This is a genomic window from Alistipes sp. An66 (genome assembly GCF_002161445.1).
In the GTDB taxonomy this organism is placed as follows: domain Bacteria; phylum Bacteroidota; class Bacteroidia; order Bacteroidales; family Rikenellaceae; genus Alistipes; species Alistipes cottocaccae.
This window is the reverse complement of the sequence record NZ_NFHT01000019.1, coordinates 1-24307: the sequence shown is the minus strand read 5'-3', so window position 1 is coordinate 24307 and position 24307 is coordinate 1. Positions and strand designations below refer to the sequence as shown.

The 24307-nt window shown below is 55.9% G+C and carries 23 protein-coding genes and 1 tRNA gene; 9 read left to right on the top strand and 15 right to left on the bottom strand.

Annotated elements, in window-relative coordinates; all coding sequences use genetic code 11:
* The first annotated feature begins 4 nt into the window (after window positions 1-4).
* A tRNA-Met gene (locus tag B5G16_RS10955) sits at window positions 5-80 on the top strand.
* On the opposite strand, the gene B5G16_RS13035 is transcribed toward B5G16_RS10955, so the two are convergent.
* From B5G16_RS13035 to B5G16_RS10925, 5 genes are all read right to left on the bottom strand, one after another.
* A complete protein-coding gene (locus tag B5G16_RS13035; protein ID WP_442856546.1) occupies window positions 37-1632 on the bottom strand; it encodes a recombinase family protein in 1596 nt (531 codons plus the stop codon). The two genes, B5G16_RS10955 and B5G16_RS13035, sit on opposite strands and share 44 nt — an antisense overlap.
* 389 nt (window positions 1633-2021) lie before the next feature.
* Window positions 2022-2648: a recombinase family protein gene (locus B5G16_RS10940; protein ID WP_239406087.1), complete on the bottom strand. Its 627-nt coding sequence runs from the start codon at window positions 2646-2648 to the stop codon at window positions 2022-2024.
* A 136-nt stretch (window positions 2649-2784) separates the two neighbouring features.
* On the bottom strand, window positions 2785-3165 hold the full coding sequence (locus tag B5G16_RS10935; RefSeq protein ID WP_143260875.1) for a hypothetical protein: 381 nt from the start codon (window positions 3163-3165) through the stop codon (window positions 2785-2787).
* A 9-nt stretch (window positions 3166-3174) separates the two neighbouring features.
* Window positions 3175-3828 (bottom strand): porin family protein, encoded by a 654-nt coding sequence (locus tag B5G16_RS10930; RefSeq protein ID WP_087263779.1) that lies wholly within the window; start codon window positions 3826-3828, stop codon window positions 3175-3177.
* A gap of 369 nt (window positions 3829-4197) precedes the next feature.
* Window positions 4198-4533 (bottom strand): SH3 beta-barrel fold-containing protein, encoded by a 336-nt coding sequence (locus B5G16_RS10925; protein WP_087263778.1) that lies wholly within the window; start codon window positions 4531-4533, stop codon window positions 4198-4200.
* A 317-nt stretch (window positions 4534-4850) separates the two neighbouring features.
* Between B5G16_RS10925 and B5G16_RS10920 the strand changes: the two genes are divergently transcribed.
* Entirely contained in the window at window positions 4851-5084 is a 234-nt protein-coding gene (locus B5G16_RS10920; protein WP_087263777.1) for a hypothetical protein, read from the top strand.
* Window positions 5085-5154: 70 nt separating this feature from the next.
* On the opposite strand, the gene B5G16_RS10915 is transcribed toward B5G16_RS10920, so the two are convergent.
* The 8 genes from B5G16_RS10915 to lptB all read right to left on the bottom strand — a co-directional run bounded on the left by B5G16_RS10915 (window position 5155) and on the right by lptB (window position 13185).
* Window positions 5155-6138 carry a phage/plasmid replication domain-containing protein gene (locus B5G16_RS10915; RefSeq protein ID WP_087263776.1) on the bottom strand — a complete coding sequence of 328 codons (984 nt, stop codon included), beginning with the start codon at window positions 6136-6138 and terminating at the stop codon, window positions 5155-5157.
* Between the two features lie 75 nt (window positions 6139-6213).
* Window positions 6214-6420: an NUMOD3 domain-containing DNA-binding protein gene (locus B5G16_RS10910; RefSeq protein ID WP_087263775.1), complete on the bottom strand. Its 207-nt coding sequence runs from the start codon at window positions 6418-6420 to the stop codon at window positions 6214-6216.
* 519 nt (window positions 6421-6939) lie between these two features.
* Complete coding sequence (locus B5G16_RS10905; protein ID WP_087263774.1) at window positions 6940-8667, bottom strand: M23 family metallopeptidase; 1728 nt, start codon at window positions 8665-8667, stop codon at window positions 6940-6942.
* Entirely contained in the window at window positions 8652-9185 is a 534-nt protein-coding gene (locus tag B5G16_RS10900) for a regulatory protein RecX (protein ID WP_087263773.1), read from the bottom strand. Before B5G16_RS10900 ends, B5G16_RS10905 begins: the two co-directional genes overlap by 16 nt.
* Window positions 9167-10093, bottom strand: a complete 927-nt coding sequence (gene prmC / locus B5G16_RS10895) for a peptide chain release factor N(5)-glutamine methyltransferase (protein ID WP_087263772.1) — start codon at window positions 10091-10093, stop codon at window positions 9167-9169. The genes B5G16_RS10900 and prmC overlap by 19 nt, the downstream gene beginning before the upstream one ends.
* A gap of 15 nt (window positions 10094-10108) precedes the next feature.
* Complete coding sequence (locus tag B5G16_RS10890; RefSeq protein WP_087263771.1) at window positions 10109-11086, bottom strand: chorismate synthase; 978 nt, start codon at window positions 11084-11086, stop codon at window positions 10109-10111.
* 15 nt (window positions 11087-11101) lie between these two features.
* Window positions 11102-12346, bottom strand: coding sequence for a 3-phosphoshikimate 1-carboxyvinyltransferase (gene aroA, locus B5G16_RS10885; protein ID WP_087263770.1), 1245 nt, complete (start codon window positions 12344-12346; stop codon window positions 11102-11104).
* A 17-nt stretch (window positions 12347-12363) separates the two neighbouring features.
* Window positions 12364-13185 (bottom strand): LPS export ABC transporter ATP-binding protein, encoded by an 822-nt coding sequence (gene lptB / locus B5G16_RS10880; protein ID WP_087263769.1) that lies wholly within the window; start codon window positions 13183-13185, stop codon window positions 12364-12366.
* Window positions 13186-13281: 96 nt separating this feature from the next.
* On the opposite strand from lptB, the gene recQ reads away from it, so the two are divergent.
* From recQ to rsmA, 5 genes are all read left to right on the top strand, one after another.
* Complete coding sequence (recQ, locus tag B5G16_RS10875; RefSeq protein WP_087263802.1) at window positions 13282-15474, top strand: DNA helicase RecQ; 2193 nt, start codon at window positions 13282-13284, stop codon at window positions 15472-15474.
* A 345-nt stretch (window positions 15475-15819) separates the two neighbouring features.
* Window positions 15820-16044 (top strand): hypothetical protein, encoded by a 225-nt coding sequence (locus B5G16_RS10870; RefSeq protein ID WP_087263768.1) that lies wholly within the window; start codon window positions 15820-15822, stop codon window positions 16042-16044.
* A gap of 2 nt (window positions 16045-16046) precedes the next feature.
* The gene (locus tag B5G16_RS10865; RefSeq protein ID WP_087263767.1) at window positions 16047-16244 is read left to right on the top strand and encodes a hypothetical protein; all 198 of its coding nucleotides are present in this window, start codon (window positions 16047-16049) and stop codon (window positions 16242-16244) included.
* A gap of 2 nt (window positions 16245-16246) precedes the next feature.
* Window positions 16247-16489 (top strand): hypothetical protein, encoded by a 243-nt coding sequence (locus B5G16_RS10860; protein ID WP_087263766.1) that lies wholly within the window; start codon window positions 16247-16249, stop codon window positions 16487-16489.
* Window positions 16486-17280, top strand: coding sequence for a 16S rRNA (adenine(1518)-N(6)/adenine(1519)-N(6))-dimethyltransferase RsmA (rsmA, locus tag B5G16_RS10855; protein ID WP_087263765.1), 795 nt, complete (start codon window positions 16486-16488; stop codon window positions 17278-17280). Before B5G16_RS10860 ends, rsmA begins: the two co-directional genes overlap by 4 nt.
* A 374-nt stretch (window positions 17281-17654) precedes the next feature.
* Here rsmA and B5G16_RS10845 read toward each other — a convergent pair whose 3' ends face one another.
* Together B5G16_RS10845 and B5G16_RS10840 are read right to left on the bottom strand one after the other, a co-directional pair.
* Window positions 17655-18914 carry a M16 family metallopeptidase gene (locus tag B5G16_RS10845; RefSeq protein WP_087263763.1) on the bottom strand — a complete coding sequence of 420 codons (1260 nt, stop codon included), beginning with the start codon at window positions 18912-18914 and terminating at the stop codon, window positions 17655-17657.
* Window positions 18911-20149 (bottom strand): M16 family metallopeptidase, encoded by a 1239-nt coding sequence (locus B5G16_RS10840; protein ID WP_087263762.1) that lies wholly within the window; start codon window positions 20147-20149, stop codon window positions 18911-18913. The genes B5G16_RS10845 and B5G16_RS10840 overlap by 4 nt, the downstream gene beginning before the upstream one ends.
* A 356-nt stretch (window positions 20150-20505) precedes the next feature.
* On the opposite strand from B5G16_RS10840, the gene nifJ reads away from it, so the two are divergent.
* Both nifJ and B5G16_RS12785 read left to right on the top strand, forming a co-directional pair.
* Entirely contained in the window at window positions 20506-24051 is a 3546-nt protein-coding gene (nifJ, locus tag B5G16_RS10835) for a pyruvate:ferredoxin (flavodoxin) oxidoreductase (protein ID WP_087263761.1), read from the top strand.
* 59 nt (window positions 24052-24110) lie between these two features.
* On the top strand, window positions 24111-24307 hold a 197-nt coding region (locus tag B5G16_RS12785), incomplete at its 3' end, for a hypothetical protein (RefSeq protein ID WP_204228087.1).

Here is a 24307-nt window from a genome sequence, read left to right as displayed (position 1 = left end):
ATATCGCGGGATGGAGCAGTTGGCAGCTCGTCGGGCTCATAACCCGAAGGTCGGAGGTTCGAGTCCTCCTCCCGCTACCAAAGCGGACAATTCGAAAGAGTTGTCCGCTTTTTCTTTGTAATGACATTTGTAATCTTCTGATATAGAGTGGAAAATATCAAATACGCTGTTCTCTGCCAAGGTTCGATAACAGCCTTTTTCCTTATCCCAAACAATTCCCAGTGGATGGATTAGTTTTTGTATCTTTTGGCAGACTTCAAAATCCACTTGTTTCCATAATTCTCCTAATTTACAGGAAATTGCAATAGCGGTTGATGTGAACTTTCCCAAGTTCGATAAATCCTCAACTGTTCGGCCCAGCTCATTCTGCAAGGTTTCTTTTTGCTCTTCCAAATCCGCTAATGCTACTTGGAAAGTCTCTTTGTCAATCTCGTCAAAGGCAAATTTCTTACGCAGATTTTTGATCTTGGTCTCTGTGCTTTTGAGGTGTTGCTCCAATTTCAATTTCTCTGAGTAGGATTTCTCATGCTTTTGTTGAAACTTGCGCTGGATCACCTTTTCTAAAATGGGCCTGAGCTCATTTGGAACATAGTATTGTGAAAGCAGAGAAGTGTATTGTTCGTGAAGGATTTCTGCTGCAATATTGGTTCCACACCCTTTGACATTGCATTTGTAGTAGCCTTTCCCATTTTTAGAGGCAATGTATCCTGTGAACGGCTTTCCATGTTCAGCGCACAGCACGTGGCGTTTTAGTGGAAATTCAGGGGTAATTTGGCGCTGTTCGTAGCGGTCGTGGTTTCCTGACAGGTTTTCCTGTACTTTGTTGAATATGGTTTCTGATACCAATTTCTCCTGCTTCCCCTCAATGATTCTGTCCCCAAGAAGTTGATGCTGTATCTTTCCACAGTAAAATACATTGCGAAAAATCTCAGTTAATCTTTGTTTGTGTATTTTCAAGCCTCGAGCCTCCAATCGGCGTACTATCTCTATGTTGGACAAATTCTCATTGGCTTTCCATAGAAAAGCCTCTCTCAGCAGCTTGCCTGTTTCATTGACTGTGATGACATGCGTTTTTCCTTCTTTGTGTGAGTCGTACCCCATGGGTGGCCTGCTGTACCACTCCCCTCGTTCTATACAGGCGCGCATTCCTTCTCCACATTTGTGGCGCCTCATGGCATTGTCAATATTTGCAATGATGATGAGAATATCCTCTATCATGTCTGCTAAGCAATTATCTTGGTCGATGGGTTGGTTGACAGACTTTATGCAAATTCCACTCTTTTTCAATTTAGCTTTTGTGGCAATCCCTTCTGGAGAATTCCTGCTGAATCGGTCAAAGTCATAGACTACAATGCAGTTGATTTCAGGGTCAAGCAGTACCTCTGCTATCATGTTCAAGAAGAGTTCGCCTTCAACTTTGGCACTTTCATTCCTTGCTCCAAACTCTCCTTTGATTTTGATATGGTTTCGTTCGCAAAAGTTTTGACAGGCTTTTCTCTGTGTATCTATTGAACAGTTGTTTTTATACTGCTCCGCAGAGGATACCCGCGTCCAAATTACGGCTACTTGCTCTTTTTGGGCAACTCTTTTTCTTATGATTTCATCTTCATTCAGTTTTTTCTTTTTAATCATGGTTTATACTTTTAATTTTTTTAAGTAGGATTCGTAGCTGATTTCTGCTATTGAATCAAGGTAGTTGAGAATGGTTAACATGCTCTTCTCGTCTGTGATGTTTAACTTGTAGAATTCAGGTTTATATTCATCTAAGTCCTCTTTTTCAAACATGAATAATCTAAAATTCTATCCACAGAGAACTGTGGTTATTCGCTTTCGGCTCCTGCGTCATTCTTGCAGGACTTTTACTTTCGCCATGGGAAGCTTTGACCATTATGCAATAAGCAAAGTGTGCAATATTTTTTATTACATATAATTTTATTTTTTTATTGATTAAGCAATTTCAAAGAGAGATTTGAATAAACATATAGATAATATTTTTAAAAACCAAATTTATATTTAATATTTTAAATAATTTTCTTAATCTTTTGGAGAGTACCTGTGCTGGTCCCTGTAATAGCAGCGACATTGCGCAAGGATAGCCCCTTCCTCAACAACTGAATTTCCTTACCGTATTGTGCGCGCAATTCATCCTCACTTTTGCGGTAGCCAACCTTCCTACCCACTCTACCACCATTCTGCCTATAATGATGATACCCGCTTTCCATGCGAGACCGGATAAGATTGCGTTCCATACTGTTAAACTGCGCTAAAATTCCCAATACCAAGTTGGCTATGGGATTGGGACCGCCATTAGGCAAGAGTGTCTCTAACCCATTCTGATGAATATATACACTAATCCCGTGCTCAGTCAAATACTCTACAACCTGCAAAAAATCAACAGCTCGACGAGATAAACGGCTGCACTCATAGATCAGCACCTTATCAATCTTATTCTCCTCTACATATTTGAGCAGGTCTGCCAAAGCCTCTCGCTCTGCAATCTTCTTTGCTCCGCTAACCTTTTCTGAAAACTTTTTAACAACCTCATATCCCATTCGTGATGCATACTCCCTTAACTCTGATAGCTGGCGCTCATAGTCCTGTCCAGCAGTTGAAACCCTTGCATATATTACTACTCTTGTTTCCATCATTTATCAATCCTTATTCAATACAAATATATTACATCTATACAATATATGCAATATCTTTATCATAATTTACCTTTCCTGCAATAAAAAATCCCGACCTTGAAGCCGGGATTCAAACTCTACAAGTTTGGGTTAAACTCTATTCAATACGCCTGTAATAATCCGCATAAGGCGCAGGAGTAACATCAATGCTCTGACCATGCATAATCAACTCATCAGCAGACAAATCAACTTTGAATGTCACAAACATTAGCGTCAACTCACTCGTCTTGCTATTATAAGAATATTTTGTAGAATATGGACTTTTTTCTCCAAACTGATACTCATAGACTCGCCCATCTGCGGTAAACTCAAGAACATATTCGCCAGGAGCATACTCATCATCCGGATGACTCCCGTCCAACCACACTGTTTTAACTTTCTCCCATTTACCAACAAGAAGACCGTTGTTATTATCTTCATCTTTGGAGCAACTCGCAAAAAGTGCAATTGCAGCAAAAACAAACAAAAGCTTTTTCATTTGCAACGATTAGAAATTATATCCCACAGAAAGAAAGAAATTTCCCGTCTTCAATTTACCCCAGCTACTGAGGGCATCTTCATTGGACTCAGGATTCCCTCCATCCGCAATCTTAGCCACATTAACAAATCCAAATTCGTAGCCAAGACTAAAAACAAATTGTTTCCATTCAGCTGTAGCACTGAACCGCATTCCAAAATCTGAACGTTTCAGACTTCCATTGCTACCATACAAGTCTGACTTTTCCTCCACACCCTCAAACTCATATTTACCCTTGCCCGCAACGCCAAAGGCATAGTAGAAACCGGCACTGGGATACAACGTAATGACATCCTTGATATTGAATTTGTAATTGACCATCACGGGAATTTCAAGATATAAAGGATTCACAGTCTGCTTCCCTCCCAAAAATTCCATCTTGAATCCCTTTTGTGAGATTTGCAAGCCTGTTTCCAAATAAAGCGGCTGCGATTCCATCAACAACCGCTGATAGACACCTGCCACATGGAAGCCCGCCCGAGAATTAGCTGACAGTCCCTGCATGGACATATTCGCCACATTCAATCCTGCTCGAACTCCAAAAATGTTTTTTTCAAAGTTCTGTGCAACAGCACTGCTTGCCATCATGGCAACACCCACAAGGGCAAAGAAAAGTTTTTTCATAACCGTTTGGTTAGTTTAAATTCTCCCCGACTCCCCAAGAGATGATTATAAATAAAAAGAAAGTGTGGAGCCGTTTCGTCTATCAAGTAGGAGGTTGTGGTAAGACCTTGACTGAAATAAACGATGCAATACCCCACACCTGAATAGTATGGGGTATACACATAGAATATGCCCACCTCAAAACTACACAAGGAATGAGTGCTGTTCGTCTATCCTTCAGTCTTGAAACTACCACATTTCCTACTTAGGATAAGTGCGAAAACACTTTCATCAAATATGTCCGCTGATTGCTCAGCACCACAAAGATAGAAAATTATTTTCACATACGAAACAGCACTCTGTATGGGGTATTGCAAAACAAAATAGCGGTTAATACACAGCTATCAAGTTTTCCCACCTGAATGATCTCCAACCCCCGCTTTCCAAATCATAATAAGCCGTTGTCGCAGACTCTTCACGCGATACGCCCCAACCGCAAACCTTATCTGCTATAAAGTCTGGATTCGTGGTACCAAAAGCGATTCTGATGCTTCCATCCTTTTTCAGATAGGCAAACTTTACAATCTGCCCACTTCTCAGCTTCTTTTTCAACTGTTCAACAAGAATTGCCTTTGAAATGCCATCCACCATTCTTGAAGAGGTGCGAACTGCGATAACCTTTGCGCGTACTACCGTGTTGTCATTGAGTAAAATAACCTGAGCCATACTTGTAAGATTTATTATTACACTTATATTAATATTTTTTCTGATACTTGGAAGGATTGAATGCCCAACCCATTAATTCATAAAGGCATTCAACCGCATTGAAATGACTGTAACAGCTCTTTACCTTTCTGCCTGTACAGTCCCATATGCCCCATCCCGAACCACTGCGACTAATATGATATTTTCTTTCAGTAGCCATCATTATCTCTTTCGTTCACAACACAAATATATGACATATATTTCATATATGCAAATATAAACGTGATTTATTTTGAATATTTGTCATATTTTTATAGCTTTGCTTAAAACAGCATAATATGGAAAAGGAGAAAGTAGAACGGACGGTTGTCCATGTTGAACTGTTGTGTGATAACAGCCATCATTATTTTGGTAGCTTGGCTGCCATTTTTGAGAAATTCAATAAAGAACAAATTGGGATTACATATGGCAGCCTGCGTAACTACGGGCTTTCAGCAAATAAGCCCTATAAAAATAAACTCTGCATTATTCGAAAAGGTACGCTCATCACTATCCCCAAACAAGTAAAATAATCTTTTAGATTAGAATGCTACATTATTAAATAGCTCAAAATGTGTTTGAAAAGATTATTTTAATACAAAATTAGATTGCCACAACAGCAAAGAAGATCATGATCTCCAACAAGAGGGATTGAAGTGTTTGCTTGAGCGGAGGAGTTGGTGTATTGTTGATTTTTTTAAGTAGCTCCCTAAAAGGCTTCAAGGTTTGGGAAATATGGGTATTGGGAGAGCTATGCAAACGTAGTTGTGCTTCTACCTTCTTAATATCATAATCGCAGACTTGAAGAAGTGCCCCTCTCAACAGTTCTTTCAAATCATCACACTTTGCAGTAATGTCTGTTGAATCTGCATCAACAAGAATCTGATCAAGGAACTCCCAAATAGGATTGACATTTGCACTCAATACAGAATCGAATGATAAGTCTGTAATGTGTAAGGCCTTTCTAATTTGCTCTTTACTATTCAGATTCATTTCAAATCGGACTTTACCTTCAAAATAATTCAGAAGTTTTTGCTTGTCCGACAACTGAGATAAGAATAGCTTATTTTCAGCACGTCTAATCTCCTTACTTTTATCATAAATCGTTAGACGACACTTATGGCTCTTGGTTATCACATTCTTTTCTATCGTGAAGTTCCCGTTAATGATTCTGGGCAAATACTTACGGAAATTGGAAATATTTGCCTGAATCATTTTAGTCAATTCGCCACAATCGGGATACGGAACATCTTGTGTAACATCGACCTTTACAACCTCTCCATTAATCAAAATATCTTCTACATCTAAAAAACAGAATCCTATTTCATTAATAAATAACAAGCAATTTTTAATATTACTTTGGTTAATCAATGAAGGATAATTATCTCTAAGAATCTTTCCTGTAAATTCAATAATCAATTCTTGATTCTTAATATTAGCCTCAACGTATAATAAGAAAGGTTGCAGCTGTGTAAATTTATAGCTAACTATATCATTTTCTTTATAATGAATATCGAATCTATTTTTATCTATAATTTTTATATAGTCAATTGAAGAAACTATTTTTATTTTATCCAAACTAATCAAATCTATATCATATTTATCTCTTTATTTTTAGATGTTAACTCCTTATAAAACCCAAAACTCAACCTTGATAAATGATTAATCATTATCCTCAGCCCCGATTAAATCGTTCATCGTCGTATGTTCTTCTTTGGGCTTGTGCGGGATTGTTTTCCAATAGTCGTACATTGCTTGGCTGATATGAATTTTGTGTGATACACTCTTGGGCTTACCCTTACTTGAATTGCTGATTTTAGCTTTCGTCTCATCGGACAATTCTCTGTAAATTCTTTTCTTGTTTTCCATAATTTTCATTTTTATAAATAAATAGCAGGAAAGGTAGAAAAGTCAAGCATAGTAGAGAAATATTTTTTTAAAGTGCAGAACGCAATATTCAACAAACTGCATGGCGTTTAATACACCTACCGCTATCACCCAATTGATAAAAGGGGGCTTATGTGGTAGTTGATTGATTGTCAATGGTCTGTATGCGTGGAAGTGTGGTTTAAATGATATTTCGTTGTTATTTTGTAGGTGTCAAAATATTGACTTTTGATATTTTGTTAAATGATTTATAGGCGTATATAATAAAATTGAAATCTTTGATAAATTTGGTCGATAGATTTAGGTGTTTCTCTACCAAAGAGGTTGAATCTGATGATTCAACCTCTTGTTTTTTGTGTGTCCGTTTGTTCTTGTCCGGACGGCCTGTCGATGGCATTGGGGGCTTTTTCCCGTGGCAACGGGCGCCGGCCGCTGGATCGATTCCCGTCCTTCTCTCTCTTCGCACCGGCGGATGCCCCTCCCTTGTTCCGGCGGGAGCCGTTACCGGACGAAGGTCCCCGTGTAGCGGGCCGCATTCCCGCATCCGTCGCGGACCGTGAGTTCGGCCGTATGCCGGCGGCGCGTGGCCGGTGTGCCGAAGGTATGGACCAGCGTCCCCTTCATCGGGAAGCGGTCGCACGGAACCCACTCCCCGTCGATGCGGAGCGTCCAGGTCGTAATCCCCGAGAAATTATCCCCGACGTGGAAACGCAAGGTCGCGGTTTTCGTCAGATCCTCCCCTTCGGTGAAGAGCGGGCGGATCGTCGGCGCCAGCGTGTCGGCAACCACCACCAGGTCGCCCGTCGTGCGCGTGACGGCCGTCACGGCTCCGTTGGAGTAGGTTCCGCCCACGTGGTAGAGTCCGCCTTTCCGGCTGCGTCCGGCCAGTACGGTGCGCAGCCGCAGCTGCCGCGGGACCTGTGCGCGGATCGTCACGAGGGCCGGCTCCCGTAGCGGGGTCGTGGCTTCGAGGAACCGGTAGGCGGGGGAGAGCACGACGACGCCCGGGCTGCCCTGCGGCATGTCGAGACGCTCGGGCCGCACGAAGAGCGGCTCGTAAAGCGATCCCGGCTGGATGCGGATCCGGGCTTCGGGGCCCACGCCGACTACGGTATTTTCACCCGGGAAGAGGGCTGTGGCCGTCGGGTCGGGTACGGCCCGGAAGCTTTCGGCGCGACCCGCTATCGGGAATTCCAGCGACGAGCGGTTGCCGCTGTCATCCTCGGCCTCGATCCGCAGGAGACGCTTCTCGCCTGCTTCGGTACGGACCAGCCCGCGCTCCTCCATCACCGGATAGAACGTGTCGGGCGATCCGGCCAGCTGGGCCAGACGGATCGCCTCGTTGCGCGAGGCGATCTGCAAGGGGTAGCAGCTCACGGCGTCGCAGCAACGCGACAGATCGTGCGTAAAGCCGTCCATGCGGTATTCGAAGTAGGGGCGGCCGTCGATGCTGGCCGTCACGCGCCACACCCCGAAGGTGTTGTAGACGCCGTTGCGGCGGTCCGTGACCTCGGCGATGAAATAGCCCTTGCGTCCAACCTCGACGGGCTCGCTGCGCGTCAGGCGGTAGTGCCCTTCGGATTCGCGCACCACGGCATAGCTTTCCGGCGTGCTCCGCACCGGAACCCCGTCGAGTGTGTCGATCTCGACGTAGTGCACCCGCATGATGCGGGGCGGGAGGTTGTCCTCGGGGCGGATGACCCCTTCGCGGACGAGGTTGTGAAGCCGTTGCGTCGGGGTGTCGCGGATCTCGAAGTGGAGGTGCGGGCCGCCCGACGAGCCGCTGTTGCCCGAGTAGCCGATCACGTCGCCCTGCTTCACGGGCCAGACGCCGGGTTCGAACCAGAGGTTGACGCTGTTCGAGCGGCGGGCAAGGCGTTCCTTGCGGACGTGCTCCTCGATGTCGTCGCGGAAGCGTTGCAGGTGGCCGTAGACGGCCGTCGTGCCGTTGCGCAGCGTGAGGTAGATGGCGCGTCCGTAGCCGCCCGCCGCGACCGACAGCCGCGAAACATAGCCGTCGGCCACCGCCACCAGCGGTTTGCCCTCCACGCCGTCGGTCTTGATGTCCACGCCGGCGTGGAAGTGTCCGGGGCGCAGTTCGCCGAAGTTGGCCGAGCAGAGCCGTGACTCCTGGCGGATGGGGTAGACGTAGTCGTCGGGATCGAGCCGCTGGGCACGGGCATCCTTACAGACCGCGGCCAGCAGAAGAAGGGTCAGAATTCGTCGCATGAATCCGTATCTTTAACCAGTCCCGAGACCGTTTCCAGCACGGTCTCGTAGTCGTATCCGAGCGAAAGCCCGTATCGGACGAGTTTGGTTTTCAATTCGTAGGGGGTTGCGGACTTCACCGTTCGCAGTTTGCGGGCAAGTTGCTGTGCGAGTCGCTCGCCCATGCCCGAACGGTCGGCCTGCGCAAGGGCCGCGTCGATCGTCTCGCGCCGGATGCCCTTGCGTTGGAGCGCCATGCGGATCTTGTACTCGCCCCAGCCGCTCAACCGCAGCTTTTCGCGCACGAACGCCCCGGCATAGCGGGCATCGTCGATGAAGCGTTCGCGCACGAGCCGCGCCAGCACCCCTTCGGCATCCTGTTCCGTGAGCCCCCAGCCGCGCATCAGCCGCCGGGCGTCGCCCTCCGACTTCTCGGCCCGGGCGCACAGCCGCATCAGCGCCGCAAGGGCCTGCTCGGGCGTTTTGGCACGTTTTTCACGCGGGGTGCGTGCATTCATCTCTATTTTCGTCGGCTGCATGTCATCCGCATTTTGTCGAACAGGTCCCGGTATACTTCCGTGTCGGTGTAGCCCTCCCCGGCGAGCATTTCGCACATCGCCTCCGCCGCGTGTTCGTAGATCTCGAACCAGAGCCGCCCGCCGGGCCGCAGCATCCGCCGCCCGGCGCGTGCGATGGCGCGGTAGAAGCACAGGGGGTCGTCGTCCGGGACGAACAGTGCCACGGCCGGTTCGTGGTCGCGGACGTTCGGGTGCATCGCCTTCCGGTCGCTGGCCGGGACATAGGGCGGGTTCGAGACGATGACGTCGAACGTTTCGGGAAATTGCCCGGCCAGATCCGTGAGGGCATCGGCCCGCCGGAGCGTCACGCGGGCTCCCAGCCGCCGGAAATTCTCCTCCGCCACGTCCAGAGCCTCCTCCGCAATCTCCGCGGCGAAGAGCTCCGCTCCGGGAATTTCCAGCGCCAGTGTCGCCGCGATGCAGCCGCTCCCGGTCCCCACGTCCAGGATGCGGATGGCTCCCGGGGCCTCGCCGACCGTCGCTCCCGGACCCCTGCGTTCGCTGCGTACGATCCGGTCGACCAGCTCCTCGGTCTCGGGACGCGGGATCAACACCCCCTCGCGCACCGTGAACCGGCGGCCGTAAAACTCGGCCGATCCGATCACATACTGCACCGGGACACCCCGATCCAACCGGGCGATATCCTCCTCCATCCCTTCGATCCGCAACTCCGCCTCCGGGTCGGTCAGCAGCGCCGAAAACGGGATCCCGGCCCGTTCGCTCACCAGCAGGCGGGCGATGTTGCGGGCTTCGCGCGCGTCGTACAACCCCGTAAGGCGCTCGGCGAGCGCATCGACGGCTTGGCGGCGCGTCGTCGGTCCGGCCGGCGTTCCCGCCGGGTCGTATTTCGGTTCGGAAATCGGTTGCATCGTGTCCGAAGGCGGTTATCGGTTCAGCAGGTCGGCCAGAGCGATGGCCACGGCGGCCTCGACGACCACCGCACCCCGCAGTGCCACACAGGCGTCGTGGCGTCCGCGGATCTCCAACGCCTCGATCCGGTCGGTCGTGAAGTTGTAGGTCTCCTGCGCACGGGCGATGCTCGGCGTGGGCTTCAATGCCGCGCGCACCACCACCTCGTTGCCGTTCGTGATGCCGCCGTTGATCCCTCCGGCATGGTTCGTCGCCGTCGTGCCGTTGCGGTCGATGATCGGGTCGTTGTTCTCCGAACCCCGCAGGCGGCTCCCGGCGAAGCCGCTTCCGAACTCCACCCCCTTGACCGCCGGAACCGAGAAGAGCAGGTGGGCGATGCAGCTCTCGGCCGAGTCGAAGAAGGGCGCGCCAATCCCCGCCGGAACCCCCGAGACACGGCATTCGACCACGCCGCCCACCGAGTCGAGGTCGGCCGCTGCGGCGCGCACCACCTCGTCGAAGCGCTCCGGGTCCGTGCACCCGCCGACCTCTGTCAGACGGGTCGAGAAACGGACCCCCTCCGGGAGTAGTTTCTTGGCCACGACCCCTGCGGCGACCAGCGCCACGGTCAGCCGTGCCGAGAAGTGCCCGCCGCCGCGCGGGTCGTTGTATCCGTCGAATTTCCGGTTGGCCACCCAGTCGGCGTGCGACGGGCGGAAGTGCTGCACGACATTGGCGTAGTCCTGCGAGCGGGTGTTCGTGTTGGTGAACAGAACGGTCAGCGGAGCTCCGGTCGTATGGCCGTTGCAGAGCCCCGAGACGATCGTCGGAAGGTCCGGCTCCCGGCGCGGGGTCGTACCTGCGGCGCCGCCGCGCCGCCGCGCCAGATCGGCCTCGAAATCGGCCTCCGCGAGCGGAATCCCGGCCGGGATGCCGTCCATCGTGATGCCGACCTGCGGCCCGTGCGACTCGCCCCAGATGGCGAGCCGGAAGTTGTTTCCGTATTGATTCATGGCAGGTTCCTTGTTTTATTCCCGGACGTGTTCCAGATCCTCGAAGAACCGCGGGTAGCTCTTGGCGACGCTCTCGGCCCCCTCGATCGTCACCGCGCCGTCCGAACGCAGCGCCGCGACGGCCAGCGACATCGCCATGCGGTGGTCGCCGTGGCTCCGGGTCCGGGCCCCGTGGATCGCACCGCCGCGGATCTTCATCACGTCCTCCTCCGAGAGGTCGACCTCGATGCCCAGCTTGCCGTACTCCTCGCAGATCGCCTCCGCGCGGTTGCACTCCTTGTATTCCAGGCGCGACGTCCCCCGGATGACGCTCACCCCTTCGGCCGCCGCCGCGAGCGCCGCGAGCGCCGGGAAGAGGTCGGGGCAGTTCGTGGCGTCGAATTCGAAGGCGTGCAGCGGACGGTGGACCGCGGTCACCGAGTCCGTTTCGTTGATGACGGCGGCCCCGGCCCGCACGAGGGCCGTGCAGATCGCCGTGTCGGCCTGTTTCGAGAGCATCGAGACGTTGCGGACGGTGATCTCCCCGGCCGTGGCACCCGCCACCAGCAGCATCGCTGCGGCGCTCCAATCGCCTTCGATGCTGAAATAGGTCGTGCCGTAGCGCTGGTTGCCCGGGATGTAGAACTCCTCGTAGTCGCGCTGGCAGATCTCGATGCCGAAACGCTGCGCCGTATCGAGGGTCATGTCCAGATAGGGGGTCGAGACGGCATCGTGCACGTGCAGCGTCGTGTCGTGCCCGGCGCGCGGGAGTGCCAGCAGCAGCCCCGTGATGAACTGCGACGAGACCGACCCGTCGACCTCGACCTCGCCGCCGCGCATCGGGCCGCACACCTCGATGGGCAGGAACCCGCCGTTGTCGCGTACCGTGACGCCCAGCTGCCGCAACGGGTCGAGCATCATCCTCATCGGGCGCGAGAGCAGCGTGCCGCGTCCGACGATCGTCACGGGTGTCGGGCAGAGTGCCGCAATGGGGGTGAACAGCCGGGTCGAGAGTCCCGATTCACCCACGTCGAGACGGTTGCCGCGGGGGTGTAGGCCCCCCTTGATCGACAAGGTTGTGGGATCCACCTGTTCGATCGTCGCACCGAGGGTCTCGATGCAGCGCATCGCCGAACGGGTATCGTCGCAGAATTCCAGATTGCGCAGCACCACGGGCTCTTCCGTGAGCAGGGCTGCTGCCAGGGCACGCTGTGCATAACTCTTCGAACAGGGCGGCGTCAGCGTGCCTTTGACGCGGCCCAACGGAACCGTTTTGTCCATATCGTGTTTGACCTAACCTACTTTCGATCCTCCTCCGCGGCGTGTTGCCGGGCGGCTTCGGCCGCTTTGCGGTTCTTCATCTCCTGGGTCAGCTGGTGGCTCTTTTTCAGTTCGAAATGCTGTCCGAGGTAGACCTTGCGCACCATCGGGTCGGCGGCCAGCTCTTCGGCCGTACCGGTTTTGAGGATCTTGCCTTCGTAGAGCAGGTAGGTACGGTCCGTGATGGCGAGCGTTTCGTCGACGTTGTGGTCGGTGATGATCACGCCGATGTTCTTGTATTTGAGCGTCGCGACGATCGACTGGATATCCTCCACGGCGATGGGGTCCACGCCGGCGAAGGGTTCGTCCAGCAGGATGAAGGCCGGGTTGATGGCCACGGCGCGGGCGATCTCCGTGCGGCGGCGCTCGCCGCCCGAGAGCTGGATGCCGAAGCTCTTGCGTACCTTTTGCAGGCGGAATTCCTCGATCAGCGCCTCGACGCGCTCGGCCTGATACTCTTTCGAGTAGTCGGTCATTTCCAGCACCGCGCGGATGTTGTCCTCGACCGAGAGGCGGCGGAATACCGATGCCTCCTGGGCCAGGTAGCCCACGCCCAGCTGGGCCCGGCGGTAGACCGGCAGGTCGGTCAGTTCGCTGACTTCGTGCTGGTCGTTTTCCAGGAAGATGCGCCCTTCGTTGGGCTTGATCAGTCCGACGATCATGTAGAAGGTCGTGGTTTTGCCGGCTCCGTTGGGGCCGAGCAGACCGACGATCTCCCCCTGGTTCACGTCGATCGAGACGTGGTCGACGACCGTCCGGGACTTGTATTTCTTGACGAGCTCGCTGGTGTAAAGGCGCATGGCGATCCGAATATAAATTTTCACAAAGTTATGCTTTTTTCCGAAAAGTTTTTTATCTTTACATTGAATTTTATTTTTAAGCAGACAGACGGCGAAATGAAACAGTTCGATTCATCCCTGCTGCATGGCAAGCTGAAAGAGTATTTCGGTTTTTCGTCATTCAAAGGGAATCAGGAGGCGGTGATCCGCAATGTGCTGGAAGGCAAGGATACTTTCGTGCTGATGCCTACCGGCGGCGGAAAATCCCTGTGCTATCAGTTGCCTGCGCTCCTGATGGACGGTGTGGCGATCGTCATTTCGCCGCTCATCGCCCTGATGAAGAACCAGGTCGACGCCATGCGCACCTTCTCGGCCGAATCGGGCATCGCGCATTTCCTGAACTCGTCGCTCAACAAAACCGCCGTGGCGCAGGTCCGTCAGGATGTGCTCGACGGAAAGACCAAACTGCTCTATTTCGCTCCCGAGTCGCTCACCAAGGAGGACAACGTCTCCTTCCTGCGTAAAATAAATGTGTCGTTCTATGCCATCGACGAGGCGCACTGCATCTCCGAGTGGGGACACGACTTCCGTCCCGAGTATCGGCGCATCCGCCCGATCATCAACGAAATCGGCCAGGCTCCGCTGATCGCCCTTACGGCTACGGCCACACCCAAGGTGCAGATGGACATCCAGAAGAACCTCGGCATGTCCGATGCCGCGGTCTTCAAGTCGTCGTTCAACCGCCCGAACCTTTACTACGAGATCCGCCCGAAGCACAACGTCGACCACGACATCATCCGCTTCATCAAGCAGAACGAGGGCAAGAGCGGGATCGTCTACTGTTTGAGCCGCAAGAAGGTCGAGGAGCTCACCGAACTGCTCATCGCCAACGGAATCCGTGCCAAGGCCTACCATGCGGGCATGGATGCCGCGACGCGCGCTGCCAATCAGGACGACTTCCTCATGGAGCGCGTCGAGGTGATTGTCGCCACGATCGCCTTCGGCATGGGCATCGACAAGCCCGACGTGCGTTACGTGATCCACTACGACATCCCGAAGTCGCTCGAAGGATACTACCAGGAGACAGGACGCGCCGGACGTGACGGCGGCGAGGGCTACTGCCTGGCCTTTTACAGCTACAAGGATATTCAGAAACTCGAAAAGTTCATGCAGGGCAAACCCGTCGCCGAACAGGAGATCGGGAAACTGCTCTTGCAGGAGACGGTCTCCTATGCCGAGAGTTCGATGTGCCGCCGCAAGACGCTGCTGCACTATTTCGGCGAGGAATATGGCGAGGACAACTGCGGAAACTGCGACAACTGCCGCAATCCCAAACCGAAGGTCGATGCCCGTGCGGCGTTGAAGATGGCCCTCGAAGCCCTGCGCGACATCGGCGACAAGTTCAAGGCCGACTACCTGATCAACGTCCTTGTGGGCAAGAATACGGCGCTCATCAAGAGCTACGGACACAACACTTCGAAATGGTTCGGCGCCGGCGCCGAGCACGATGCCCGCTTCTGGGGCGCCGTGCTGCGGCAGGGGCTGATCCTCGGACTGATCGACAAGAACATCGAGAACTACGGCCTGATCTCGATCAACAAGAAGGGCGAAAACTACATCTCGATGCCCTATCCGGTGACGGTGACCCTCGACCACGACTACGACGAGGAGGAGAAGGAGGCCGAGGCCGTGGCGCCGATGGGCAAGGGCGGAGCGGCCGACGAGGAGCTCTTCGCCATGCTCAAGGATCTCCGCAAGAAGGTCGCCAAGCAGCATGGCCTGCCGCCGTTCGTGATCTTCCAGGACCCCTCGCTCGAAGATATGGCCATGCAGTATCCCGTGACGATCGAGGAGATGCAGAACATTACGGGCGTGGGTGTCGGAAAGGCCCGCAAGTTCGGCGAGGAGTTCATCAAGCTCATCAAGGCCTATGTCGAGGAGAAGGAGATCATCCGTCCGCAGGACATGGTCGTCAAGGGTGTCGCGAGCAAGTCCGGCAACAAGATCTTCATCATCCAGTCCATCGACCGCAAGATGGATTTCGAGGACATTGCGCGTGCCAAGGACCTCGATTTCGACGAGTTGCTGACCGAGATCGAAGCCATCGTCAATGCCGGCACGAAACTCGACATCTCCTACTACTTGAAGGAGTTCATGGACGAGGACAAGATCGAGGACATCTACCTCTATTTCAAGGAGGATGCCGAGAGCGACTCGCTCGATGCCGCCATCGAGGAGCTGGGCGCCGACTATACCGAGGAGGAGATCCGTTTGGTCCGCATCAAGTTCATCTGCGAGCAGGGTAACTGACCCGGGGCCTCCGAGAGGGGCCGAAGGAAGGAACGAACCGATGGGACCGAAGGGGTCGAACCGAGGGGCCGAAGAAGGCGAACCGGGGCCGAAGAGACGAAGGGGACGAGCCGGGGGCGAGGGGAACGAACCGATGGGACCGAAGGGGGCGAACCGAGGGGCCGAAGAACCGGAGGGGGCGAACCGAGGGGCCGAAGAAGGCGAACCGGGACCGGGGACAAGCCGGAGAGCCGAACGGGAGAGCTGAACGGGAGAGCTGAACGGGAGAGAATGCCGGGTCGACACCCGGACCGGAATCCCGAGGGAATCCGGGTGCTGAATAGAATAACCTAAACATCTGCGCCTATGAACAAAAAGACTTTTACCCTTGCTGTAATTTTTTTGGTGTTGACGTTGGTGTGGCTCGGGCTTAATGTCTATTGGAAGGTTACACACTCCAATTGTGTGCATGTCATTGATTTCATCATCGGCATTATGTTCGTGTCCGCGGCTGCCGGAATGGTCTACAACGAATTCCACAAAAAGAAACGCAGGCATCTCGACGAGGTGGACAAACATAAAATTCCGTGACGATGCGTACGATTGATCGTGTGATGGCCGTTTTGGCCGTGGTATTCTTTTTTGCAGCCGTGATTTCGGGCTGGCGGGTATCCGTAGCCGAAGGGCAGAACCTGTGGTATCTACCTTTGTTGCTGGCGTTGGCTTCGGGGGCGATGACCTTCGGAGCTTTGCACCATCGTATCCGTAAAACCGCTGAAAAGGAGAAGTGATTATGAAAATCAGTTTCATGCAGGTGGTGCGTCTGGTCGGCATGGTGCTGGCCATCGCCGGAATCATCTATGCACTGGAATTCATGGAGCGCGGCATTGCCGTCTGGTTCTGGGTGCTGTTGTTGGGGATCGGATTCGTGGGACTGCTCTGGACGTTCCGCCTCACGCAGCGGCGCCTGGCCGTCGAGAAGCGCGCCCGGGAACGCAGTGAGAAGAAAAAACGCGGACGCCGCCCGAAGAGATGACGGAAGTTCGAGCCAAAAAAGCCCTGGGGCAACACTTCCTGACCGACCTGAATATCGCGCGCAAGATTGCCGACGCCCTCTCGGGCGGTACGGACGCGGCGCCTGCGGAGGTTCTGGAGGTGGGGTGCGGGATGGGTGTGCTGACGCAGTTCCTGCTGCGGCGCGGCGACATGGTGACCTGGGGAGCCGAGATCGACGCCGAGAGCGTCGAATACCTCCATGCCCACTACCCGGAGTTCACGCCCCGGCTGATCGAGGGCGATTTTCTGAAACTGGATTTGCGGGAACGCTTCCCCGAGGGGGTGCGCATCATCGGTAATTTCCCCTACAACATCTCGTCGCAAATCTTCTTCAAGGTGCTGGAAAACCGCGACCTTGTCCCCGAATGCGTGGGGATGATCCAGCGGGAGGTGGCCCTGCGGATTGCCGAGCCGCCCGGATCGAAGGAGTACGGCATCCTGTCGGTGCTGTTGCAGGCGTGGTACGACATCGAGTATCTCTTCACGGTGAACGAGACGGTCTTCAACCCGCCCCCGAAGGTCAAGAGCGCCGTGATCCGCCTGCGGCGGAATGCCACGCGGCAGCTGGCGTGCGACGAAGCGCTGTTCATCAAGGTGGTGAAGGCTTCGTTCGGACAGCGGCGCAAGATGCTGCGCAATTCGTTGAAGGCGGTCTTCGGGGATTTCGGCGGTGAGGAGCATCCCTTCTTCACGCGGCGGGCCGAGACGCTTTCGGTTGCGGAGTTCGTCGAACTGACCCGCTGGGTCGCGGGCTTAAAAAGCCCGTTTTAGGGGCGATGGTATGTCGAAAGGTCCGGATTCGGTTCCGTGCTTCGACCGTCAAGGCGCGGAACCGGATCGGAAACCCTGCGCTTGCTCCATCGCCCCTAAAACCCCTTTCTTAAAGGGGGCGCTGAACCGGATCGGAAACACTCCACTCGCTCCATCGCCCACGAAAACCCCTTTCTTAAAGGGGGCGCTGAACCGGATCGGAAACACTCCACTCGCTCCATCGCCCACGAAAACCCCTTTCTTAAAGGGGGGCGCTGAACCGGATCGGAAACACTCCACTCGCTCCATCGCCCACGAAAACCCCCTTTCTTAAAGGGGGCGCTGAACCGGATCGGAAACCCTGCGCTTGCTCCATCGCCCCTAAAACCCCTTTCTTAAAGGGGTAAACCGGCGGTGACTGTTACGAGATCTTCGCGCGCCAGGTATTTCCGGGCCAGGCGCTGCACGTCGGCGGGCGTCATCTGCCGGATGCGTCGCAGGTTCTCGCCGATGACCGAGTTGTCGAAGCCGCAGAGGATGTTCTCGATCGTTACGTCGGCGATGCCGAACGGCCCGTCCAACACGCGCATCATCTCGCCCGACATCATATTCTTTACCAATTCCAACTCTTCGGCGGGCATCGGCTCCGTGCGCAGGCGTTCGATCTCGCGGTAGATCTCCTGCAAGGCGGCCTGCGTGACGTCGGTGCCGACCTGCGTGGCCACTGCGAAGTAGCCCGCGCGTTCGAAGTTGACCATGGCGGCCACCACGCCGTAGGTGAATCCGTTGCGTTCGCGGAGGTTCTGCATCAGCCGCGACCCGAAGTAGCCGCCGAGTGCCGTGGCCACGACCTGCATCCCCACGAAGTCGGGGTGCTGGCGCGGGAAGAGCAGGCGTCCCAACCGCAATGCCGACTGCACGGCCCCGGGGTGTGGAACGAACGCCTCGTGGACGGTTTCGGGGGGCGGGAATGCGGTGACGGCTTCGGAGGAACCGTGGGGAAGCTGCTCCGCAAGCGTCCCGACGGCCTGCAATTCATGCGCGCCGATGCGTCCGCTGCACACCACGAAGCAGTTTTCGGCGGTGTAGAACCGTCGGTAGAAGGACGCGACATCCTCTCGTGTCAGCGAGTCGTAGAGGCTTTCGTCGGACGAGATGCCGTAGGGGTGCCGGGGGCCGAAGAGGGCCCGGGCAAAGGCTTCGCGGGCCTGGACGTCGACCTTCGTGCGGTCGATGGCCAGCCGCTGTTTGCGTTTGGCGGCGTAGGTCCGCAGCTCCGTCTCGGGGAAGGCCGGGCGGAGCAGGATCTCCGCGGCGACGTCGAGCGTTCGGTCGAAGAATTTCGAGAGCGTGGCGAAGTTGATGTAGGCGTAGTCGCGGTCGATGTTCACGTCGTACCACGAGCCGTAGTAGTCGAGTTGTTCGGCGATCTGTTGGGCGCTCCGGCGGTCGGAGCCTTCGGCCAGCAGATTCGCGGCTGCCGAGGCCGAGAAGGGCGCCGTCTGCACGGCCGAGCCGGCACGGAAGACGAACGAGATGCGCAGCACCTCGAAATCCGAAGACGGGAGCGTGTAGAGGGCGACGCCGTTGCGGAGGATCCGTTTTTCGGCCTGCCGGACGTCGATTTCCGAAGGGGTGATGCGGGGAGGTGTCATTTTTTTGCGCGGTAGATGAGCGTGGAACTGTTTTCGGGGCGCAGGATGCGGCCGCAGAACGAGCGGATCGCGTCGGGCGTGACCGCCCGGTAGAGGTCGACCTCGCGGTTGATGAGCCCCGGGTCGCCCAGCATTTCGTAGAAGCCGAGGTTCATGGCCTTGTTCATGACGTTCAGTTCGCCGAAGAGCGTGTTGGCTTCGAACTTGTTCTTGACCTTTTCGATCTCATACTCCGTGGCGGCGTCGCGTTGCAGGGCCTCGATCTCCTCGCGGAAGGCCGCTTCGGCCGCTTCGGGCGTCGTGCCGGGGAGCAGCTGCCCCGTGAAGACGAACAACCCCGGATCGACGTCGCCCGAGACGTAGGCGTTGACGCTCGACAGCAGGTTGCGCTCCTTGACCAGGTGGGTGTAGAGACGCCCCGAATCGCCGCCCGCCAGCAGGTCCGAGATCAGGTCGGCCGTCTGGAAATCGGGCTCCGTGCGGGCGCACATGTGGTAGGCCACCGAGACGGTCGTTGCCGGGACGTCGCGTTCGACCTCCTCGCGCCGCGCCTCCGTCTGGGGCGGCTCCTGCGGGATGGGCGCCGCGGGCGTCGGGGTGTCGGCGAGTCCCCCGAACCACTTTTCGGCCAGGTCGAGCATCCGCTCCTCGTCGAGGTCGGCCGAGATCGAGAGTATGGCGTTCGACGGGTGGTAATAGCGTCGGTAGAAGGCTTCGACGTCGGCCAGCGTCGCCCGGGCGATGTGGTCGGGCGTCAGCCCGATCGTAGCCCAGCGGTAGGGGTGGGTGCGGTAGGCCAGCGCCCGCAGCAGCATCGTCTGGTCGCCGTAGGGCTGGTTGAGGTAGCGCTGGCGGAACTCCTCGATCACCACGCGCTTCTCGGTTTCGAGCTTTTCGGGCGTGATGTCGAGCCCCTCCATGCGGTCGCTTTCGAGCCACAGCGCCGTTTCGAGGTTGTCCTTCGGGAGGGTGATGTAGAAATCCGTGTAGTCGTTGTTCGTGAAGGCGTTGTTGTCGCCCGAGGCCATCTGCACCGGGAGGTCGAAGTTCGGAACGGTGCGCGTTCCGCGGAACATGAGGTGTTCGAACAGATGGGCGAACCCCGTGCGTGCGGGGTTCTCGTTGCGCGCTCCGACCCGGTAGAGGAGGTTCACGGCGGCGAGTTTCGAAGCCCGGTCGCGGTTGACCGCGACGACGAGTCCGTTGGACAGAATTTTTCGCGTATAGGGAATCATGCGGGCAAAGATACGAAAAAAGCACGGGTCCGTCAACCCGCTCACCGCCGGGCCATCCGCCGTCTCCCGGCGGCGTGTCTCCGGTCGCCGTCCGGCGGAATCGGGACCTCCTCTCCGGCTAATGCGCTATTGGTTAACCAGTTTTGCAACCCGGTGATTTCCCGTCCGTTCGGTGTTACTGGAATAACAGTCTGCTGTTATTCGATTCACACCGGAATCGACAAAATTTTACATGTTTTTGAACAAAAATAGGCTTCGTTTTTCGTCCGAAATTCGTATCTTTGCAACGCCCGTCCGATCGGGCCCGCATGGAAGAGAAAACACGAACACACATATCATCTAAAATCTTAACTGAAATGGCAGAAAAGAAATTTATCACCTGTGATGGTAACTACGCTGCGGCTCATGTGGCATACATGTTCTCGGAGGTTGCAGCCATTTATCCCATCACGCCGTCGTCGACGATGGCCGAACTCGTGGACGAGTGGGCCGCCCAGGGACGGAAGAACATCTTCGGTGAGACCGTGAAGGTCGTCGAAATGCAGTCCGAGGCCGGTGCCGCAGGCGCCGTACACGGATCGTTGCAGAGCGGCGCCCTGACCTCGACGTTCACCGCCTCGCAGGGTCTGCTGCTGATGATCCCCAACATGTACAAGATCTCGGGCGAGCTGCTCCCGGGCGTCTTCCATGTTTCGGCCCGCGCGCTGGCCGCACAGTCGCTGTCGATCTTCGGCGACCATCAGGACGTGATGGCCGCACGCCAGACCGGCTTCGCCATGCTCGCCACCTCGTCCGTACAGGAGGTGATGGACCTGGCCGGCGTCGCTCACATCGTGGCGCTGAAAGCCCGCGTGCCGTTCCTGCACTTCTTCGACGGTTTCCGCACCTCGCACGAGATCCAGAAGATCGAGCTCATCGACGAGGCGTCGCTCACGGCCCTGCTCGACCGCGACGCCCTGAAAGCCTTCCGCGCCCGTGCGCTGAACCCCGAACACCCCGTGACGCGCGGTACGGCGCAGAACCCCGACATCTACTTCCAGACGCGCGAGGCTGCCAACAAGTTCTATGACGCCGTGCCCGACATGGTGGCCGACACCATGAAGGAGATCTCGAAGATCACCGGCCGCGAGTACAAGCCGTTCGTCTACTACGGCGCCGAGGATGCCGAGAACATCATCATCGCCATGGGCTCCGTCACCGAGACCATCAAGGAGACGGTCGACTACCTGCGCGCCCAGGGCGAGAAGGTCGGTGTGATCACCGTGCACCTCTACCGCCCGTTCGCCGTGAAGTACCTCCTCGAGGTGCTGCCCGCGAGCGTGAAACGCATCTGCGTGCTCGACCGCACGAAGGAGCCCGGCGCCAACGGCGATCCGCTCTACATGGATGTCGTCGAGGCCTTCACCACGCACCGTCATGCGCTGCCGTGCGGCGAGATGCCGCTGATCATCGGCGGCCGCTACGGCCTCTCGTCGAAGGACACCACGCCGGCCCAGATGCTGGCCGTCTTCGAGAACCTGAAAATGGCCGAACCCAAGAACCAGTTCACCGTCGGCATCGTCGACGACGTGACGTTCCGTTCGCTGCCCGTCGGCGAGGAGATCTCGCTGGCCAAGCCCGGCACGTTCGAGGCCCTCTTCTTCGGACTGGGCGCCGACGGTACGGTGGGTGCCAACAAGAACTCGATCAAGATCATCGGCGGCACGACGAACAAGTACTGCCAGGCCTACTTCTCCTACGACTCGAAGAAGTCGGGCGGCTACACGTCGTCGCACCTGCGCTTCGGCGACCTGCCCATCACGTCGCCCTATCTGGTGACGACGCCCGACTTCGTGGCCTGCCACGTTCCGTCGTATGTCGACAAGTACGACGTGCTCAAAGGCCTGAAAGCCGGCGGCTCGTTCCTGCTCAACTCGGTGCATGACGCCGAGACGACCTGCGCCACGCTGCCCGACCACATGAAGGCTTACATGGCCAAGAACAGGATCAACTTCTACATCATCAACGCCACGAAGATCGCCGCCGAACTCGGCCTCGGATCGCGCACGAACACCATCATGCAGTCGGCCTTCTTCAAGATCGCCAACGTCATTCCGTTCGAGAAGGCCGTCGATGAGATGAAGCACGCCATCCTGAAATCCTACGGAAAGAAGGGTGAGGATATCGTCAACATGAACTATGCGGCAGTCGATGCCGGCGGCAAGGAGGTCGTGAAGGTCGAGATCCCGGCCGAGTGGGCCCAGATCGAGGACAAGGGCTTCGTGACCCCGTCGCATGCGGATTATCCGGAGTTCGTGCGCAGCATCGTCGAGCCGATCAACGGCCTGAAAGGCGATGACCTGCCGGTTTCGGCCTTCAACGGCCGCGAGGACGGTACGTGGGAGAACGGTACGGCCGCCTATGAGAAGCGCGGTATCGCCGTGAACGTGCCGGAGTGGAAGATCGCCAACTGTATCCAGTGCAACCAGTGCGCCTATGTCTGCCCGCACGCTGCCATCCGTCCGTTCCTGGCTACGGAGGCCGAGGCTGCGGCTTCGGGCGCCGAGTGGAAGCAGGGCCTCGGTGAGACCAAGGAGTACAAGTTCCGCATCCAGGTGTCGCCGCTCGACTGTACGGGTTGCGGCAACTGCGTGGACATCTGCCCCGCCAAGGAGAAGGCGCTCGTCATGCGTCCGCTGGAAGAGCAGATGCCGCAGCAGAAGAACTGGGACTACATCACCAAGCACGTCGGTTACAAACCGGTGGTCGACAAGACCAAGTCGGTGAAGAACCTGCAATTCGCACAGCCGCTCTTCGAGTTCTCGGGCGCCTGCGCCGGTTGCGGCGAGACGCCCTACATCAAGGCCCTCTCGCAGCTGTTCGGTGACAAGATGATGGTGGCCAACGCGACGGGTTGTACGTCGATCTACTCGGGTTCGGCACCCTCGACCCCGTATTGCAAGGATGCCGCAGGCCGCGGTCCCGCGTGGGCGAACTCGCTCTTCGAGGACAACGCCGAGTTCGGTCTGGGTATGCACCTCGGCGTCGAGAAGCTCCGCGACCGGATCCAGCTGACCATGGAGGAGGCGATCGCCAACTGCACGAAGTGCTCCGATGAGCTGAAAGGCGTGATGAAGGAGTGGATCGAGAACCGCGGTTCGTCGTCGAAGTCGGCCGAGGTGACGGCACGCCTGCTCCCGCTGATGGAGGCTTGCGGCTGCGACTACTGCCAGAAGATCCTCGAACACAAGGATTGGCTCGTGAAGAAGTCGCAGTGGATCATCGGCGGCGACGGCTGGGGCTACGACATCGGTTACGGCGGCGTGGACCACGTGCTGGCATCGGGTCAGGACGTGAACATCCTGGTGGTCGACACGGAGGTCTACTCGAACACGGGCGGACAGTCGTCGAAGTCGACGCCGGTGGGCGCCGTTGCGAAGTTCGCATCGAGCGGCAAGCGCATCCGCAAGAAGGACCTCGGCGCCATGGCCATGACCTACGGTTATGTCTATGTGGCGCAGGTTTCGATCGGCGGCTCGCAGCAGCAGCTGTTCAACGTGCTGAAAGAGGCCGAGGCTTATCCGGGCCCGTCGCTGGTGATCGCCTACGCACCGTGTATCAACCACGGTATCAAGGGCGGCATGACGCGCACGCAGACCGTGGGCAAGGAGGCCGTAGCATGCGGATACTGGCACCTGTGGCATTACAACCCGCAGTTGGAGGAGCAGGGCAAGAATCCGTTCGTGCTGGATTCGAAGGAGCCCGACTGGACGAAGTTCCGCGACTTCCTGATGAAGGAGGTACGTTACACGTCGTTGCAGAAGGCCTTCCCGGCCGAAGCCGAGGAGTTGTTCAAGGCAGCCGAGGAGAACGCCAAGTGGCGTTACAACGGCTACGTCCGCCTCTCGAAGATGGAGTACTGATCGTCTGAAAAGACACAATAGCGAGGCCGCCCTTCCTTTCGGAGGGGCGGCCTTTTTTGATGAAGTTCGACGATCCCCGCCTTTTTCTTGTTTTTCTCCTTGTTCTGCTTGCCGGAATCGTTGTGGGTTGGTTTACGCAACTGGATAAAAAGTCCCTGAAAACGGGCCGAAACCAGGCACAAAAAAAGGTTGCCATGCGCATGACAACCTCCCTAAACGCAAGAAAGAGAGCCTTTTGGACTCTCCTTCCTTGTGA

Bases quoted from the DNA above. Each gene is read 5' to 3' on its own strand.
- recQ (WP_087263802.1), top strand. From the start codon at position 13,282: ATGAAACAGTTCGATTCATCCCTGCTGCATGGCAAGCTGAAAGAGTAT.
- B5G16_RS10845 (WP_087263763.1), bottom strand. From the start codon at position 18,914: ATGACACCTCCCCGCATCACCCCTTCGGAAATCGACGTCCGGCAGGCC.
- B5G16_RS10900 (WP_087263773.1), bottom strand. From the start codon at position 9,185: ATGCAGCCGACGAAAATAGAGATGAATGCACGCACCCCGCGTGAAAAA.
- nifJ (WP_087263761.1), top strand. From the start codon at position 20,506: ATGGCAGAAAAGAAATTTATCACCTGTGATGGTAACTACGCTGCGGCT.
- aroA (WP_087263770.1), bottom strand. From the start codon at position 12,346: ATGGACAAAACGGTTCCGTTGGGCCGCGTCAAAGGCACGCTGACGCCG.
- B5G16_RS10840 (WP_087263762.1), bottom strand. From the start codon at position 20,149: ATGATTCCCTATACGCGAAAAATTCTGTCCAACGGACTCGTCGTCGCG.
- B5G16_RS10860 (WP_087263766.1), top strand. From the start codon at position 16,247: ATGAAAATCAGTTTCATGCAGGTGGTGCGTCTGGTCGGCATGGTGCTG.
- B5G16_RS10910 (WP_087263775.1), bottom strand. From the start codon at position 6,420: ATGGAAAACAAGAAAAGAATTTACAGAGAATTGTCCGATGAGACGAAA.
- B5G16_RS13035 (WP_442856546.1), bottom strand. From the start codon at position 1,632: ATGATTAAAAAGAAAAAACTGAATGAAGATGAAATCATAAGAAAAAGA.
- B5G16_RS10925 (WP_087263778.1), bottom strand. From the start codon at position 4,533: ATGGCTCAGGTTATTTTACTCAATGACAACACGGTAGTACGCGCAAAG.
- B5G16_RS10890 (WP_087263771.1), bottom strand. From the start codon at position 11,086: ATGAATCAATACGGAAACAACTTCCGGCTCGCCATCTGGGGCGAGTCG.
- B5G16_RS10920 (WP_087263777.1), top strand. From the start codon at position 4,851: ATGGAAAAGGAGAAAGTAGAACGGACGGTTGTCCATGTTGAACTGTTG.
- prmC (WP_087263772.1), bottom strand. From the start codon at position 10,093: ATGCAACCGATTTCCGAACCGAAATACGACCCGGCGGGAACGCCGGCC.
- B5G16_RS10935 (WP_143260875.1), bottom strand. From the start codon at position 3,165: ATGAAAAAGCTTTTGTTTGTTTTTGCTGCAATTGCACTTTTTGCGAGT.
- lptB (WP_087263769.1), bottom strand. From the start codon at position 13,185: ATGCGCCTTTACACCAGCGAGCTCGTCAAGAAATACAAGTCCCGGACG.
- B5G16_RS10905 (WP_087263774.1), bottom strand. From the start codon at position 8,667: ATGCGACGAATTCTGACCCTTCTTCTGCTGGCCGCGGTCTGTAAGGAT.
- B5G16_RS10870 (WP_087263768.1), top strand. From the start codon at position 15,820: ATGAACAAAAAGACTTTTACCCTTGCTGTAATTTTTTTGGTGTTGACG.
- B5G16_RS10930 (WP_087263779.1), bottom strand. From the start codon at position 3,828: ATGAAAAAACTTTTCTTTGCCCTTGTGGGTGTTGCCATGATGGCAAGC.
- B5G16_RS10865 (WP_087263767.1), top strand. From the start codon at position 16,047: ATGCGTACGATTGATCGTGTGATGGCCGTTTTGGCCGTGGTATTCTTT.
- B5G16_RS10940 (WP_239406087.1), bottom strand. From the start codon at position 2,648: ATGATGGAAACAAGAGTAGTAATATATGCAAGGGTTTCAACTGCTGGA.
- rsmA (WP_087263765.1), top strand. From the start codon at position 16,486: ATGACGGAAGTTCGAGCCAAAAAAGCCCTGGGGCAACACTTCCTGACC.